14 protein-coding genes are annotated in these 16,257 nt (G+C 65.5%); 4 read left to right on the top strand and 10 right to left on the bottom strand.

What is annotated here, in order from left to right:
* Nucleotides 1-94 precede the first annotated feature (94 nt).
* From QZ471_RS08850 to QZ471_RS08840, 3 genes are all read left to right on the top strand, one after another.
* A complete protein-coding gene (locus tag QZ471_RS08850; protein ID WP_288476480.1) occupies nt 95-637 on the top strand; it encodes a DUF3455 domain-containing protein in 543 nt (180 codons plus the stop codon).
* Nucleotides 638-721: 84 nt separating this feature from the next.
* Nucleotides 722-1,252, top strand: coding sequence for a sigma-70 family RNA polymerase sigma factor (locus QZ471_RS08845; protein ID WP_288476464.1), 531 nt, complete (start codon nt 722-724; stop codon nt 1,250-1,252).
* Nucleotides 1,249-1,959: an anti-sigma factor gene (locus QZ471_RS08840; RefSeq protein ID WP_295462785.1), complete on the top strand. Its 711-nt coding sequence runs from the start codon at nt 1,249-1,251 to the stop codon at nt 1,957-1,959. The genes QZ471_RS08845 and QZ471_RS08840 overlap by 4 nt, the downstream gene beginning before the upstream one ends.
* A 9-nt stretch (nt 1,960-1,968) precedes the next feature.
* Here QZ471_RS08840 and QZ471_RS08835 read toward each other — a convergent pair whose 3' ends face one another.
* From QZ471_RS08835 to QZ471_RS08795, 9 genes are all read right to left on the bottom strand, one after another.
* Nucleotides 1,969-2,727 (bottom strand): SDR family oxidoreductase, encoded by a 759-nt coding sequence (locus QZ471_RS08835; protein WP_295462783.1) that lies wholly within the window; start codon nt 2,725-2,727, stop codon nt 1,969-1,971.
* A 250-nt stretch (nt 2,728-2,977) separates the two neighbouring features.
* Nucleotides 2,978-4,699, bottom strand: coding sequence for an aconitase family protein (locus QZ471_RS08830; RefSeq protein ID WP_295462781.1), 1,722 nt, complete (start codon nt 4,697-4,699; stop codon nt 2,978-2,980).
* A 2-nt stretch (nt 4,700-4,701) separates the two neighbouring features.
* The gene (locus QZ471_RS08825; RefSeq protein ID WP_295462779.1) at nt 4,702-5,418 is read right to left on the bottom strand and encodes an ABC transporter ATP-binding protein; all 717 of its coding nucleotides are present in this window, start codon (nt 5,416-5,418) and stop codon (nt 4,702-4,704) included.
* Entirely contained in the window at nt 5,415-6,290 is an 876-nt protein-coding gene (locus QZ471_RS08820) for an ATP-binding cassette domain-containing protein (RefSeq protein WP_295462777.1), read from the bottom strand. The genes QZ471_RS08825 and QZ471_RS08820 overlap by 4 nt, the downstream gene beginning before the upstream one ends.
* Entirely contained in the window at nt 6,287-7,567 is a 1,281-nt protein-coding gene (gene livM / locus QZ471_RS08815) for a high-affinity branched-chain amino acid ABC transporter permease LivM (protein WP_027599108.1), read from the bottom strand. Before livM ends, QZ471_RS08820 begins: the two co-directional genes overlap by 4 nt.
* Nucleotides 7,568-7,570: 3 nt before the next feature.
* Nucleotides 7,571-8,485, bottom strand: a complete 915-nt coding sequence (locus tag QZ471_RS08810; protein ID WP_295462774.1) for a branched-chain amino acid ABC transporter permease LivH — start codon at nt 8,483-8,485, stop codon at nt 7,571-7,573.
* 96 nt (nt 8,486-8,581) lie between these two features.
* Nucleotides 8,582-9,703, bottom strand: coding sequence for a branched-chain amino acid ABC transporter substrate-binding protein (locus QZ471_RS08805; protein ID WP_295462772.1), 1,122 nt, complete (start codon nt 9,701-9,703; stop codon nt 8,582-8,584).
* 487 nt (nt 9,704-10,190) lie between these two features.
* Nucleotides 10,191-11,468, bottom strand: a complete 1,278-nt coding sequence (locus tag QZ471_RS08800) for an FAD-binding oxidoreductase (RefSeq protein WP_295462770.1) — start codon at nt 11,466-11,468, stop codon at nt 10,191-10,193.
* Nucleotides 11,469-11,493: 25 nt separating this feature from the next.
* Complete coding sequence (locus tag QZ471_RS08795; RefSeq protein ID WP_295462769.1) at nt 11,494-12,984, bottom strand: aldehyde dehydrogenase family protein; 1,491 nt, start codon at nt 12,982-12,984, stop codon at nt 11,494-11,496.
* Between the two features lie 117 nt (nt 12,985-13,101).
* On the opposite strand from QZ471_RS08795, the gene QZ471_RS08790 reads away from it, so the two are divergent.
* Nucleotides 13,102-13,986, top strand: coding sequence for a LysR substrate-binding domain-containing protein (locus QZ471_RS08790; RefSeq protein ID WP_295462767.1), 885 nt, complete (start codon nt 13,102-13,104; stop codon nt 13,984-13,986).
* A 132-nt stretch (nt 13,987-14,118) separates the two neighbouring features.
* Here the strand turns inward: QZ471_RS08790 and pnp are convergent, their stop codons facing one another.
* The gene (gene pnp, locus QZ471_RS08785; protein WP_295462765.1) at nt 14,119-16,221 is read right to left on the bottom strand and encodes a polyribonucleotide nucleotidyltransferase; all 2,103 of its coding nucleotides are present in this window, start codon (nt 16,219-16,221) and stop codon (nt 14,119-14,121) included.
* Nucleotides 16,222-16,257 lie beyond the last annotated feature (36 nt).

The following is a 16,257-nucleotide window of genomic DNA, read 5'->3' as shown; positions in this document are numbered from 1 at the left end:
ATGCCGATCAATTGAAAATATTTGATGACAGCTGCATCCAAAGCGCCGGCTACCGGGTATAGCCCCTACAGTCCAGCCGACTGTGCCCCTCTCAATCCGGAGCAAGCGCATGAACAATATCTCTAGCCGTTGCAGCATCCTGGCCCTGACCGCCCTGCTGAGCACCCCGCTGCTGGCCCAAGCCGAGTTGCCCGAGGCCGTTCGCGTCCCCGCCGGCAACAGTCTGATGCTGGAAACCGTGGGCAAGGGCACCATCGTCTACGAGTGCCGCGACAAGAAGGACATGCCCGGCCAGACCGAGTGGGTCTTCGTCGGCCCCAAGGCCGACTTGCATGATCGCCAGGGCAAGCCGGTCGGTCGCTACTATGGTCCGCCCGCCACCTGGGAGGCCGCCGATGGTTCCAAGGTGGTCGGCAAGCAACTGGCCATCGCCCCCGCTGGCGCGGGCAACCTCCCCTATCAACTGGTGGAAGCCGCCCCCGCCGAAGGCAAGGGCGCCTTCCAGGGCACGACCTATATCCAGCGCACCGCGCTCAAGGGTGGCGTCGCGCCGGCCAAGGCCTGCACTGCGGCTAACCGGGGCGAACAGCAGACCGTCGGCTATCAGGCCGACTATCTGTTCTGGAAGAAGGGCTGAGGTCCAAGGGGACAGCTACGACCGGATCGGCTAGGCTCGACTGATCCGGTCGCCACCCTGGCGTCCCCAGCCTGGCGCGATTTCGTGACCGATCCCCTTTACGATCCCGCTGCACTGCTCGCCGCCTGCGCCCGGGGTGAGCGTGCCGCTCTACAGCGGCTCTATCAGAATGAGGCGCCGCTGTTGCTGGGCATCGTCCTCCGCCTGGTACGGGATCGCGGGCTGGCCGAGGACATCCTCCACGATGCCTTTCTGCGCATCTGGCGCGGCGCCGCCGGTTTCGCCCCGGAGCGCGGCTCGGCGCGCGGCTGGATGTGTAGCGTAGCGCGCAACCTGGCGCTCAACGCCCTGCGTGATCGCCAGCGCCTGGTGCCCCTGGCGGAGGAATGGGAACCGCTGCTGGCCGAGCACGCTGATCCGGCACGGCAGGCCGCGGGTAGTCGTTTGGAAGGCTGTCTGCAGAATCTGGAGGCGCCGCGTCGAGAGGCCATCCTGGCCGCCTATCTGGACGGTTGCTCCCATGGCGAGATCGCCCAGCGCCTGCAGGCGCCGCTGGGCACGGTGAAGAGCTGGATCACTCGCGGCCTCAAGGCGCTGAGGGAGTGCATGACATGAACAGCGACGCTACCCTGCCCCCGGACGAAGACCGTGAGCGTCTGGCTGGCGAGTACGTGCTCGGCACCCTGGACGCCGAGGAGCGCCGTCAGGTCGAAGGCGCACTGGCGACGGACGCCCGGCTGGCCGCCGCGGTGGCGCGCTGGGAGGCTCGCCTGCAGCCGCTGGCCGAGCGGGTGCAGCCTGTCGAACCCGGAGCGAATCTGTGGCCCCGCATCGAGCGCAGTCTGGGTGAAGCCGACGCCAAGGTCACAACCCGGCGTGAGTCGCTATGGCAACGACTGGCGCTCTGGCAGGGCCTGAGTGCGGCAGGACTGGCCGCCAGCCTGGTGCTCGCGGTGCTGTTGCTGATGCGTCCGGTACCCACGCCAAGCTACCTGGTTGTCTTGGCCGCGCCGAGCGACCGGACGCCCGGCTGGGTGATCCAGACCGCCAGTGCCCATGACCTGCAGCTGATTCCCCTCGGGCGCGACGCCGTGCCGAGCGGCAAGACGCTGCAGTTCTGGACCAAGGCCGATGACTGGCAGGGTCCGGTATCCCTGGGTCTGGTCCAGCCGGGGCGCACCCTGCAGGTGCCGCTGGACCAACTGCCGCCGCTGGAAGCCAATCAGCTGTTCGAACTCACCCTGGAAGACCAGGGCGGCTCGCCCACCGGCCGACCCACCGGGCCGATCCAGTTCATCGGCCGGGCGGTCAAGGTGCTCTGACGAGCGCCCTCAGCTGTTGCGATGAATGTTGAAGTTGCTGAATGCCTGGCAGGTCGCCATCAGCTGGATGCGGTTGATGTTGACGTGCTTGGGCTGATTCAGCGCCCAGTGGATGGAATCGGCGATGTCGTCCGGGGTCAGGGGTTCGGTGCCGGCATAGACGGCATCGGCCTTGGCCTTGTCGCCGCCGAAGCGCACCACCGAGAACTCGCTTTCCGAAAGGCCCGGCTCGATGTTGGTCACCCGCACCCCGGTACCCAGCAGGTCGGATCTCAGGCTCAGGCTGAACTGCTTGAGGAAGGCCTTGGTGGCGCCATAGACGTGGCTGCCCGGATAGGGATAGTCGCCCGCCACCGAGCCCAGGTTGACGATGCCGGCACCGGCGCCGTGGGCGATCAGTCGTGGCAGGAGCAGTCGGGTGCAATAGAGCATGCCCTTGATATTGGTATCGACCATGGTGTCCCAGTCGTCCAGGTCACAGCTCTGCGCCGGCGTGTTGCCCAGCGCCAGGCCGGCGTTGTTGACCAGCGCGCGCAGCTGGGCGAATTCGGCCGGCAGGCCGGCGACCGCGGCTTCCACGGCGGCGCGATCCTGGACGTCCAGCACCAGCGGCAGCACCTTGGCCTGGCCGGACAGTTCCTCGGCCAGGGCGTGCAGGCGATCCTCGCGACGGCCGGTAATGACGATCGACCAACCGTCCTTGGCGAAGCGGCGAGCGGTGGCGGCGCCGAAGCCCGAGGTGGCGCCGGTGATGAAGATCGAAGACATGAAAGATTCCTTCTGCGAGGGGGTTTGGCCGAGGCCCACGATAGCTCAGGGGCATTCGTCAGGCGAATACCCAGATCGCCGGGAATCCAGCGGATCAGTTATAACGCCTTGGTATTGAAAGGCTTTTCATTCACTGGCGATTTTTTGAGCAGTTCTCGCCAGGCCAGGTGTCCTGGGCTTCACGGCCGGCTATGCCGAGCTTATCCACAGGACGATCCACGGAATTCCTGTACAGAACTCGGACCGAAAACTAAGTGGATAAATCCGTTGGCGTGAGCCAGTCGGGCGGTCCGGCCGGCGCCAGTCCGGTACAGGCCGCTTCGACACAGGCGGCCAGTCCAGCGAAGCGCAGCTCGCGACCGGTAAGGCCAGGTCCGTAGTGGGCGAACTTGCCGGAGTTGGTCAGCAGGGTACGGGCCTGGGGCGGCACCAGGGGTTCACCAAGCATGCACCAGCAGGTGTCGCCGACCAGTTGGGCGCCGAAGGCTTCCAGCTCGGCCAGGCTGCCAGACCGTTCGGCCGCTGCGCGCACGTCCCGCCCCAAGGTGATCACCAGCGCCACCTCGGGATGCCTGCGCCGCCCCCGGCAGAGCTCGGCCAGGCGCCGGCATTCCTCGGCGGAGAAATGCGGATTGCCCAGGGCGACCAGCTGTACCTCACGGTCGGCGGCGCTATCCAGCTCGGCCCAGGCCTGGCGCAGGTCGGCCAGGTCTATCTCCTCGATATCCAGCTCGGGCGCGGCAACCGAGGCAAGCGTAGGCGCCTCGGGCGTCACCCCGACCAGATGGAACAGCGGTGCCGCCGAGGTGGTGGCGAAGGCGGCGCCAAAGGCCTTGAGATCGTCGCGACTGGGCTGGCTGTTTTCCAACCCCAGCACCGCAGGGATCCGCGTGGGCGAGCGCAGGCCGATCCAGTAACCGAGCAACGGATAGAAGGCATCGTCATGCCCTTCGGGCACCCTGACCCGGAAGACCTTGTTCGCGCGGCGACCGCTGTCCAGATGGCAGCCGGCCAGGGGCGCGCGACCGGTCAGGGCAGTGCAGATGTCGAGGAAGTCGGCGTATTTCTGGGTGCGCGCGCCCAGCACGCTGTTGGCGAAGACCACGGCATTGGATTCGGCCCACACCACCTGCTCGCCCAGGATCGGGGCGCTGTCCAGCAGATAGGGGGCGCAGGTAAAGGTGGGGTGACAGCCGAGGGCCACATAGGCATCGGCCAGGGCACTGGCCGGCTCGCCGAGCGCCGGCGCCACGCCCTGCTCACGCCAGCGGCGTTGATCCACCGATACCGCGTTGAGACTGGTAGGCACCTGTACCCGACCACCCCACTCCACCAGGCGCTGGGCAAAGGCCAGGCTAGCCGGGCCGGTGTAGATGCAGCCGTCGATATGGGCCTGGGTGATATTGAGCAATTCGCGGGCGCCCTGCAGACGCGCCATGCGCACCAGGATCTTCATGGCCGCCTGGACCGCCTGGCCCTGGGCACCGGCCAGCTTGGCCTGGTCGGTCGCGCTTAGCCGCAACTCGGCAGAGGCCTCGTCAGGGGTACTGGAAAAGAGGTCTCCAGGCGCACCGACCCAGCCGTCATGTACCGCGATTTCCTCCTGCTCGGCCAGGGCCGCGAAAGCCTCGGCACCAAGACTGACCACCGGCAGGGAGCAGCCGAAGAGCTCTTCCGCGACGATGGCACCCAAGCTGAGGATCTCGTCCGGCTCGGCCAGTATCAGCGCGGCCGGTCCGCGTCCCGCCAGCAGCAGTTCCAAGAGCACGGCACTGCCGGTGCAGGAGCCGCGTCCGCTGGGAATGGCCAGGATGCGCCCAGCCAGTTCCAGGCCGTGCAGGGGATGGTGGCGGTCGATCACCCGGCCACTGGCCGGATCGACGCCACCCCAGAAACTCAAACCCAAGGACGCCCAGGCCAGGCGCCCCTGAGCATGGCCCGCGACCAGACAGCGACCGCGGACCGCGTCCATCACTAGTGGCCGCCCAGGTAGGCTTCGCGTACCTGGGGATTGGCCAAGAGCTCCTGGCCGCTGCCGGTCATGCGGATCTCGCCGGTGACCATCACATAGGCACGGTCCGACAGGCGCAGCGCATGGTTGGCGTTTTGCTCCACCAGGAAGATGGTCATGCCGCTCTGGGCCAGCTCGCGCAGGATCTGGAAGATCTGCTTCACCACGATGGGCGCCAGACCCAGGCTGGGCTCGTCCAGCAACAGCAGTTTGGGCCGACTCATCAGCGCTCGGGCGATCGCCAGCATCTGCTGCTCACCACCGGACATGGTCATGGCGCGCTGGTTGCGGCGCTCCTTGAGGCGCGGGAAGAGATCGAACATGCGCTGCATGTCTTCGTCCACCCAGCGGGTACCGATAGGGATGGTACCCATCAGCAGGTTTTCCTCGACCGTCATGTCGGGGAACACGTGGCGCCCCTCCGGCGACTGGGCGATGCCGTTGGAGGCCACGTAGTGGGCGTTCTTGCGAGTGATGTCCTCGCCGCGGTAGAGGATCTGCCCGTTGCGCGCCTGGGGCTGGCTGAAGATGGACATCAACAGGGTGGACTTGCCGGCGCCATTGGAGCCGATCAGGCTCACCGTCTCTCCTTCGTTGATGGTCAGGGAGACGCTCTTCAGCGCCTGGATCGGCCCATAGAAGACGTCGACGTTGCGGAATTCCAGGATCGGCGTGGTCATGCCACCTCCTCTTCTTCGGCGCCGAGGTAGGCGGCGATGACCTTGGGATCGTTGCGGATGTCGCCCGGCAGGCCGCGGGCGATGACCTGGCCGTGGTCCAGCACCACGATGTGGTCGGAGATGTTCATCACCATGCCCATGTCGTGCTCGATCAACACCACAGTGATGCGGTGCTGGTCACGCAGCAGGCGGATCATCCCGGCCAGCGCCTCGGTCTCGGCTGGGTTGAGGCCGGCGGCGGGTTCGTCCAGGCAGACGATCTCCGGACGGGTGCACATGGCGCGGGCGATTTCCAGGCGGCGCTGCTGGCCGTAGGAAAGCTCGCCGGCCAGACGGTTGGCGTGGTCCACCAGATCCACCACTTCGAGCCAGTAGAAGGCCGTGTCCAGCGCCTTTTCCTCGGCGCGGCGATAGCCGGGGGTGTTGAGGATGCCGGTGATCAGGTTGCGATTGCACTGCATGTGCTGCGCCACCAGCAGGTTCTCCACCACCGACATCTCCTTGAACAGGCGGATGTTCTGGAAGGTGCGGGCGAGACCGGCGCGATTCACCAGGTGGGTGCCGCCGAACATCTTGTACCAGAGCCGGCTGCCGAACTGCACCGGATTGACGAAGTCGGTGGCCTGGAAGCGCTCGCCCATGATCTTGCCGACGCGGGTCGAGCGGCCATCGGCGGTATCCAGGCGGATCTCGCCATCGGTGGCCTTGTAGAAGCCGGTCAGGCAGTTGAACACCGTGGTCTTGCCGGCGCCGTTGGGGCCGATCAGCGCGGTGATGGAGTGCCGCTTGATATCGAAGGACACGTCCGACAGCGCCTTGATGCCACCGAATCTCATGCCCAGACCGCTGACGGTCAGAATGTTGTCGCTCACGGCGCCACTCCCTTGCGAATCGCGAAGCCACTGCGGGCGATACGGATCAGCCCACGCGGCCGCCACATCATCATCACCACCATCAGCACGCCGAATACCAGCATGCGGATGTCGCCGAATTCGCGCAGCAGCTCGAACAGCAGGGTCATGACGAAGGCCGAGACCACCACCCCGACGGTGGAGCCCAGGCCGCCCAATACCACGATGGCCAGCACCAGCACCGATTCGAAGAAGTTGAACGAAGCCGGGTTGATGAAGCCCTGGTAGGTGGCGAAGAACACCCCGGCCAGGCCGGCGGTGGAGGCGCCGATCATGAAGGCGGAGAGTTTCACCAGCACGTGGTTCAGCCCCATGGCGCGACAGGCGATCTCGTCTTCACGCAGGGCTTCCCAGGCGCGGCCGACCGGCATGCGGGTCAGGCGGTGCTTGATGTAGAGCACCAGCAGCACCACCAGGAACAGCACGGTGTAGATGAAGATCATGGTGGCGTTGGGGTTGTAGCTGATGCCCAGCAACTCATGGATGGGCACCCCGCCCTCCTTCGCCCGGCGCCCGAATTCGATACCGAAGAAGGTCGGCGAAGGCGCGGCGATCCCATTGGGCCCCTTGGTCACTTCCAGCCAGTTGTTGAGTACCAGGCGGATGATCTCGCCGAAACCGAGGGTGACGATGGCCAGGTAGTCTCCGTGCATGCGCAAGACCGGGAAGCCCAGTATCGCCCCCGCCACCGCCGCCATGACCGCAGCCAGTGGCAGCATGGTCCAGAAGCCCAGTCCCAGGTACTGGTAACCCAGCGCCAGGCCGTAGGCGCCGATGGCATAGAAGCCGACGTAGCCGAGGTCGAGCAGTCCGGCCAGGCCCACCACGATGTTCAGGCCCAGGCCCAGCAGCACGTAGATCAGGCAGAGGATGATTACCGTCAGCCAGTACTTGGTGGCCAGGAAGGGAAAGGCGATGGCCACCAGGATGACGATGGGCAGGATGAATCTCAGGTTGGACTTGTGCCCCGGCGGCAGCACGTGGACGCCGCCGTCGTTGCGCTTGAAGGACTCGATCCAGTCGCGCCCCTTGGCGGTCTGGCCGAACAGGCTGAGCAGGAAGCGGCCAGCCATGACCACCGCCACCATGATGCCGACGCGCCCGGGTTCGAGGTTGTAGCCGTAGCCGTCGAGCACGATGCCGACGATGGGGCCGAAGAGGATCAGCGAGACCAGGCCCACCATGAGGGTGTCACGCAGCACGACCTTGAGGTCGAAGGAGGAAGACGTCTGACTCATGGATTACACCTTCGTGACCTGGGGTTTGCCGAGCAGCCCCTGGGGCCGGAAGATCAGGATCGCCACCAGCAGCGAGAAGCTGAAGACGTCCTTGTAGTCCGAGTTCACCAGGCTGGCGAACTGGGCTTCGGAGATGCCAAGGATGATGCCGCCGAGCATGGCGCCGGGCAGCGAGCCGATGCCGCCGAGTACCGCCGCGGTGAAGGCCTTGATGCCGATGATGAAGCCGGCATAGAAGTCGAAGGTGCCGTAGTTGAGGGTGATGAGCACCCCGGCCAGCGCCGCCATGGCCGCGCCGATGATGAAGACGTAGGAAATCACCCGGTCGGTGTTGATGCCCAGGATCTGCGCCATCTTGCGATCCTGCTGGGTGGCCCGGCACATGCGGCCGAGGGTGGTCTTCTGAATCACGTAGGTGAGCAGGCCCATACCGATGATGGAGGCCAGAATGATGAAGATCTTGGTGTAGGTGATGATCACGAAGCCATCACCGATGTGCAGGCGCAGCGCACCGTCGAGCAGCGTCGGCACCCCCTGCTGGCGCGCGCCCTGGGCGAGCTGTACATAGTTCTGCAGGATCAGCGACATGCCGATGGCCGAGATCAGCGGGGCCAGGCGCGTGGAGTTGCGCAGCGGCTTGTAGGCGATCCGTTCGATGGCCCAGCCGTACACGGAGGTGACCACCACGGTGAAGATCAGGGTGCCGAAGATCAGCACGGGGAAGGAATGCAGGCCGAAGACACTCAGCACGGCGATGCCGATGGCGGCGAGATAGGCCGACACCATGTACACGTCGCCGTGGGCGAAGTTGATCATGCCGATGATGCCATAGACCATGGTGTAACCAATGGCGATGAGTCCGTAGACCGAGCCCAGGGTCAGGCCGTTGACCAGTTGTTGCAGGAAAATACCGTCCACGTTTGCAGTCTCGCGCTGGATGGATGACGAGGGCCGCCACCCGCCGCCTCGTCCTGGGGCGGAGACGAGACGGCGGCTGGCGGATTCACGCGAGGATCAGGGCAGTTGGTGGTACTTGCCCTTGTCGTCCCATTCGTACATCACGTAGTCGGAGACCTTGAGGTCACCCTTGCTGTCCCAGCTCTTCTCACCCAGCACGGTGTTGACGCTGTGGGACTTCAGCCATTCGGCGGCCTTGGCGCCGTCGGTGCCCTTGATGCCGTTGAAGGCGGCGGCGACGGCCTGCAGCGAGGCGTAGGAGTAGAGGGTGTAGCCCTCAGGCTCGTAGCCAGCTTTACGCAGGGTTTCCACCACGGTCTTGCCGGCCGGGTTCTGCAGCGGGTCGGCGCCGAAGGTCATCAGCACGCCCTTGGTGTACTGGGCGCCACCGGCGGTGGTGACCAGGTCGGCGGAGACGATGCCGTCGCCGGAGACGAACTTGGCGGTCACGCCCTGCTCGCGCATCTGGCGGACCAGCGGACCGGCTTCGGGGTGCAGGCCGCCGAAGTAGACCACGTCGGCGCCGGAGGCACGGATCTTGGTGACCAGGGAGTTAAAGTCCTTCTCGCCGCGGGTCAGGCCCTCGTAGAGCACCTCTTTCACGCCGCGCTTGTTGAGCTGCGCCTTGGTGGCGTCGGCCAGGCCCTGACCGTAGGTGTCCTTGTCGTGGATGATGGCAACCTTCTTGGCCTTGAGCACGTCGACGATGTAGTCGCCGGCGACGATGCCCTGCTGGTCGTCACGACCGCACATGCGGAACACGCCCGCCAGGCCACGCTCGGTGATCTTGGGGTTGGTGGAGGCCGGGGTGATGGAGATGATGCCGGCTTCGTCGTAGATCTCCGAGGCGGGCATGGTGTTGGAGGAGCAGAAGTGGCCGATCACGGCCTTGACCTTCTCGGAGTCCACCAGGCGGTTGGCCACGGCCACGGCCTGCTTGGGCTCACAGGCGTCATCGCCCTGCACCAGCTTGATCTTCTCGCCGTTGATGCCGCCGGCGGCGTTGATGTCTTCCGCGGCCTGGGAAGCACCCTTCCAGAACTGCTCGCCGTAGGCGGCGCTGGCCCCGGTGAAGGGACCGGCGACCCCGATCACGATATCGGCGTGCGCCAGGGACGAGAGAGTGAACGCAGAACCGATAGCGAGAGCCAGAATGCCTTTTCTGTAAATCTTCGACATGGGAGGTTTGCTCCAGAGGGTGGTTGGCTTCTCGGCAAGAGCAAAGCCTGTGCCAGCACCCATCTGTGTGCACCGTGCAAAGGCGATTTGCCATCGCCGCAGAGAGCCAAAGGCCCCGCCGCCTATGGCAAAGGCCGCAGTCAGTGCACCTTGGAAGCCCTTGAGACTTTGGTCGTAGGCCGCTGATAAGTCAGAGTAAAGCGCCCTACCGGTGACAAACCCCGTGGAAAAGCCGTGGCGTTTGTTACCTGATCGCAACCCGGTTGCACCTGTTTCGCACCAAAACGTAACACCCTGTGCTCGCCGTGCCACCAAAGTAACCATCGAACACGGGGCGCGACCGAGCCCTGCGCCGGACCTTTGGGTGCTTCCCTGTCCGCGGGAAAGATGCGCCAAGCAAAACGGCCGATTTGCGCAAGGCGGAATGCGCAAATCGGCCGCTCCAGAAAGCTCTGTCGGCAGGCACCGCGCGGGATGGCCGCCCCGGCTAGAGCACCACCCGCAGGCACTGCCCGGCGTGATAGAGGGTAAAGCCCGCTTCGTACATCAGGCTGCGCCACTGCCCGACCGGATTGCTATCCAGGCTGGCCAGCGGCATGGGCAGGTCGTTGCGATCGCCGCTGCACAGATAACGGGCGAAAGCCTGCCCCACGACCGTGCCGGTAGTCACCCCACGACCGTTGTAACCGGTCACCGCGAGCAATCCCGGCGCCGGTTCGAACAGACGCATCAGATGATCCGGGGTGAAGGCGATCCGACCGGTCCAGGTGCATTCCCAGTCCACCCGCCCGAGCGAGGGGAAATAGTGACGCTGGATGCGATCCGCCCAGGCCCGGATGAAGCTGGCCGGGCGCCCGGACATGTTGCCGAGGCTGCCCAGCAGCAGGCGCCCCTCGGCATCGCGACGGATGCTGCTCAGTACCGTGCGGGTATCCCAGGAGCCGCGTCCCTGGGGCAGGATGAAATCCGCCTCCGGTCCCAACGGCTGCGAGGCCACCTGATAGTAGTAGCCCGCGAAGAACTGCTTGCGCAGGGTGGTCCACTCGCCTTCCGTGTAGGCGTTGGAGGCGATCACCACCTGGTCGGCGCTGACCCGACCCTGCTCGGTCTCCACCTGCCAGCGCTCGCCGACTCGCTGCAACTGCCGCACCGTGGTCTGCTCGAACAGCTTCCCGCCTTCCTGACGCAGTGCCTTGGCAAGTCCCTGGGCATAGCCCATGGGTACCAGGGTACCCGCCCGATGATCGAGCAGAGCGCCGCTGATGTCGCGGGTACCGCACGCCGTATAGCAGGCCTCGCCTTCCAGCAACTCGACCCGGGCGCCGCGTCGTTGCCATTGCTCGGCACGGCGCCCCAGATCGGCCAGGCCCTTGGCACTGTGCGCCATGTGCAGAGTGCCGGCCCGGCGCGGCTGGCAGTCGATGTCATAGCGCTCGACAAGGGCGAACACCTGGCTCGGCGCATCGCCCATCACCGCCAGCAGGCGCTCGCCCACCTCCTGGCCGAGCGTAGCCACCGCTTCGTCCGGCGGAATCCACATGCCGGCATTGACCAGGCCGACATTGCGCCCGGAGCCGCCATGACCGACGCCATGGGCCTCCAGCACCGCCACCCGGCGCCCGGCCTGCGCCAGGTGCAGGCCGGTGGACAGACCGGTGAAGCCAGCACCGATGACGCACACCTCGACGTCGATATCACCCCGCAACGGCGCTCCCGGCATTGCCGGATACAGCCGCTCCCACAGGCATTCCTCACGCAACTGCATTCCCGTGCGCTCCTGGCTGGGCGACTCAGTCGAACACGATGCCCTGGGCCAGCGGCAGCTCGCGCGAATAGTTGACGGTGTTGGTCTGGCGGCGCATGTAGGCCTTCCAGGCATCCGAACCGGACTCGCGACCACCGCCGGTTTCCTTCTCGCCACCGAAGGCGCCACCGATCTCGGCGCCGCTCGGGCCGATGTTGACGTTGGCGATGCCGCAGTCACTGCCGGTCGCCGAGATGAAGGCTTCGGCCTCGCGCACGTCGGTGGTGAAGATGCAGGACGACAGCCCCTGGGGCACGGCGTTGTTCAGCGCCACCGCTTCGTCGAAGTCGTCATAGGTCAGCACATAGAGAATGGGCGCGAAGGTCTCGTGGCGCACCGCCTCGCTTTGCTCCGGCATCTCGACGATGGCCGGCGCCACGTAGTAGGCGTTGGGATACTGGTCAGCCAGCTGACGTTCGCCGCCGAAGACCACCCCACCCTCGCCCCGGGCCTGCTCCAGCGCCCCCTGCATGGCCTGGAAGCTGGCGGCATCGATCAACGGGCCGATCAGGTTGCCCTGCAACGGATGGCCGATGCGGACTTTGGCATAGGCGGTCTTCAGTCGCTCGACGATCTCGTCCTTCACCGAACGATGGGCGATCAGCCGGCGCAGGGTGGTGCAACGCTGGCCAGCGGTACCGACGGCGCTAAACAGGATGGCGCGCACGGCCATGTCCAGATCGGCGCTCGGCGCGAGGATCATGGCATTGTTGCCACCCAGCTCGAGGATGCTGCGTCCGAAGCGCGCCGCAACCCGAGGTCCAACCTCGCGACCCATGCGGGTGCTACCCGTGGCACTCACCAGTGCTACCCGCGGATCATCGACCAGGGCTTCGCCTGCAGCGCGATCACCAATGACTACCTGGCTCAGGTCCGCCGGGGCCTCGCCGAAGCGGGCCAGGGCCTTCTCGAACAGCGCCTGGCAGGCCAACGCGGTCAGCGGAGTCTTCTCCGATGGCTTCCAGATCACCGGATTGCCGCAGACCAGCGCCAGGGCGGCGTTCCAGGACCAGACCGCTACCGGGAAGTTGAAGGCGCTGATGATGCCGACCACGCCCAGCGGTTGCCAGGTCTCACGCATATGGTGGCCAGGGCGCTCGGACGCAATAGTCAGACCATAAAGCTGGCGCGACAGGCCCACGGCGAAGTCGCAGATATCGATCATCTCCTGAACTTCGCCCAGGCCTTCCTGGGTGATCTTGCCGGCTTCCCAGGACACCAACTCGCCGAGATCGGCCTTGTGCGCCCGCAGTTCCTCGCCCAGCAGCCGCACCAGCTCGCCGCGCCGCGGCGCCGGTACCGCACGCCAGGCCTGGAAGGCACGCTCGGCACGGGAGATCTTCTGCTCCACCTCGGCGGCGCTTTCCAGGGCGACGCTGCCCAACTGGCTGCCGTCGATGGGGGAATGCACCAGATGGTCGCCTTGGGTGTAGTGCTGGGCAGGAACGCCGAGGCGTTCCAACAGGGCCTTGCTCATGCTGAGGTCTCCGCGAGGATCAAAGGAATCGACCTTGAGTATGGTCAGCGCGACGGTCCCGGACAACCGACCTTTGCTCGGCATATCATTCCCTTTTTTCATGTCACGAGTCCGGCCATGCAGCGTCGTCACCTGCCCTCCATCACCGCCATGCAGTGCTTCGAAGCCGTCGCCCGCCACCTGAGCTTCACCCGCGCGGCGGACGAGCTGGCCCTGACCCAGAGCGCCGTCAGCAAGCAGGTCGCCCAGCTCGAGGAACTCCTACAGCACAGCCTGTTCCGCCGCGTCCGGCGCCGTTTGCAGCTGACCCCCGCTGGCGCGCTGTACCTGGCCGAAGTGGACAAGATACTCAACCAGCTGGAGATGTCGGCGCGCTACCTGAGATCCTATGGCGGTGAGACCGAAGTGCTGCGCGTGGCCACGCCCCCGACCTTCGGCGAACGCTGGCTGGTGCCGCGGTTGAAGGGCTGGCGCCTGCGCCATCCCAGTATCCACCTGGACGTCTCCAGCGCCCTGGAGCCGGTGGACTTCCGCGACCCGCGCCATGACGTGGCGCTGTTCTATGGCCACGGCAGTTGGCCCGGCGCCGAGTGCGAACTGCTGCTGCACGAGCACATGGTCGCGGTCTGTGCGCCGGATCTGCTCCCTGCCGAGGGCATCGCCGGTCCGGAAGCGCTGGTGGACTTCGTCCTGCTGCAGAACACCACCCGCCCGGAATCCTGGCACGACTGGTACACCAGCCTGGGGCGCGAGGAGGTGCACAGCCACCACGGCCCGCGCTTCGACACCTTCACACTCTGCGCCCGCGCCGCCCGGGAAGGGTGCGGCGTAGCCCTGCTACCGGAATTCCTGGTCGCCGAAGAACTGGCCTCCGGCCACCTGGTGCTCGCCTGGCCGCATCGCCTGGCCAGTCCCCATGCCTATTGGCTGGCCTATCCGGAACAGATGGCGGAGGTGCCCAAGGTGCGCAGCTTCATCGAGTGGATTCGCGAGAAGGCGTGATGCAGACCAATCGCGGCCATGGGCCGCTCCTACAAAGCATTACTTTCTGTAGGAGCGGCCCATGGCCGCGATCTCTACCTACCAAAAACAAAAAACCCGGCCTAGGCCGGGTTTTTCTTACTCAAGGTCGGCTCAGACGCCGGAGGCTTCCGCCGCGGCTACGTCCTTGATCGACAGCTTGATGCGGCCACGGTTGTCCACGTCCAGCACCAGCACCTTCACTTCCTGGCCTTCCTTGAGGACATCGGTGACCTTCTCGATGCGCTGATCGCTCAGCTGCGAGATGTGCACCAGACCGTCCTTGCCGGGCAGGATGTTGACGAAGGCGCCGAAGTCGACGATGCGCTCCACCTTGCCGACGTAGATCTTGCCGATCTCGGCCTCGGCGGTGATGCCCAGGACGCGCTGTTTGGCCGCTTCAGCCGCTTCACGGGTCTCGCCGTAGATCTTGATGGTGCCGTCGTCCTCGATGTCGATCGAAGCCTTGGTCTCTTCGCAGATAGCGCGGATGGTGGCGCCACCCTTGCCGATCACGTCGCGGATCTTGTCCTGGTCGATCTTCATCGCCAGCATGGTCGGGGCATTTTCCGACAGCTCGGCGCGGGACTCGGAGATCACCTGGTTCATCTGGCCGAGGATGTTCAGACGCGCTTCCAGCGCCTGTTCCAGGGCGATCTCCATGATCTCTTCGGTGATGCCGTTGATCTTGATATCCATCTGCAGAGCAGTAACGCCCTTGGCAGTACCGGCCACCTTGAAGTCCATGTCGCCCAGGTGGTCTTCATCACCCAGGATGTCGGTCAGGACGGCGAATTTCTCACCTTCCTTCACCAGACCCATGGCGATACCGGCAACCGGCGCCTTGACCGGCACACCGGCGTCCATCAGCGCCAGGGAGGCACCGCAGACTGAGGCCATGGAGCTGGAGCCGTTGGATTCGGTGATCTCGGAGACCACGCGGATGCTGTAGGGGAAGGCTTCTTGGGTCGGCAGCATGGCCTGGATGCCACGACGGGCCAGACGGCCGTGACCGATCTCGCGACGACCCGGGCTGCCCATGCGGCCGCACTCGCCGACCGAGAAGGGCGGGAAGTTGTAGTGCAGCATGAAGCTGTCACGACGCTCGCCTTCCAGGGTGTCCAGCAGTTGGGCGTCACGGGCGGTGCCCAGGGTCGCGGTGACCAGGGCCTGGGTTTCGCCACGGGTGAACAGTGCCGAACCGTGGGTCTTCTTCAGGGTGCCGACTTCGATCTGCAGCGGGCGAACGGTGCGGGTATCGCGACCGTCGATACGCGGCTTGCCGTCGACGATGTTCTGGCGCACGGTGCGGTATTCCAACAGACCGAAAGTCTCCTTGACCTCGGCTTCGCTGTACTGGCCGTTCTCGCCGGCCAGCTTGGCGACGGCCTGGTCGCGCAGGGCACCCAGGGCCGCATAGCGATCCTGCTTGACGGTGATGGTGTAGGCGCGGGACACGGCCTCGCCGACCTCGGCCTTGACGGCTTCGATCAGAGCGGTGTTCTCGGCAGGGGCCTGCCAGTTCCAGCTCGGCTTGCCGGCTTCGGCAGCGAACTGGCTGATGGCTTCGATGGCCACCTGGAATTCTTCGTGGGCGAACAGCACGCCACCCAGCATCTGGTCTTCGGTCAGCTCGTCGGCCTCGGATTCCACCATCAGCACGGCGTCACGGGTACCGGCCACGACCATGTCCAGGCTGGAGCTCTGCAGTTGCTCGTAGCTGGGGTTCAGCAGGTAGCCCAGTTCGCTGTGGTAGCCCACGCGCGCAGCACCGATGGGGCCGGCGAAGGGAATGCCGGAGATGGCCAGGGCGGCTGAGGTACCGATCATGGCGGCGATGTCCGGATCGGACTTCTTGTTGGTGCTGACCACGGTGCAGACCACCTGGACTTCGTTCAGGAAGCCCTCGGGGAACAGCGGACGGATCGGGCGATCGATCAGGCGCGAGGTCAGGGTTTCCTTCTCGGAAGGACGGCCTTCACGCTTGAAGTAGCCACCGGGGATGCGGCCAGCGGCGTAGGTCTTCTCCTGGTAGTGCACGGACAGCGGGAAGAAGTCCTTGCCAGCGGCGGGCTGCTTGGCACCGACCACGGTGACCAGCACGCTGACGTCATCGGTGGAGACCAGTACCGCACCGGAAGCCTGGCGCGCGATGCGGCCGGTTTCCAGGGTGAAGGTCTGCTCACCGAACTTGAATTGCTTGATTACTGGATTCACAGTCTTTCCTTCTCTTTATTGCCTTGGGGGAAACGG

It is taken from the genome of uncultured Pseudomonas sp. (assembly GCF_913774235.1).
GTDB lineage: Bacteria > Pseudomonadota > Gammaproteobacteria > Pseudomonadales > Pseudomonadaceae > Chryseomonas.
The sequence above is the reverse complement of the archived record's forward strand: the minus strand, read 5'-3'. Positions and strand labels throughout refer to the sequence as shown.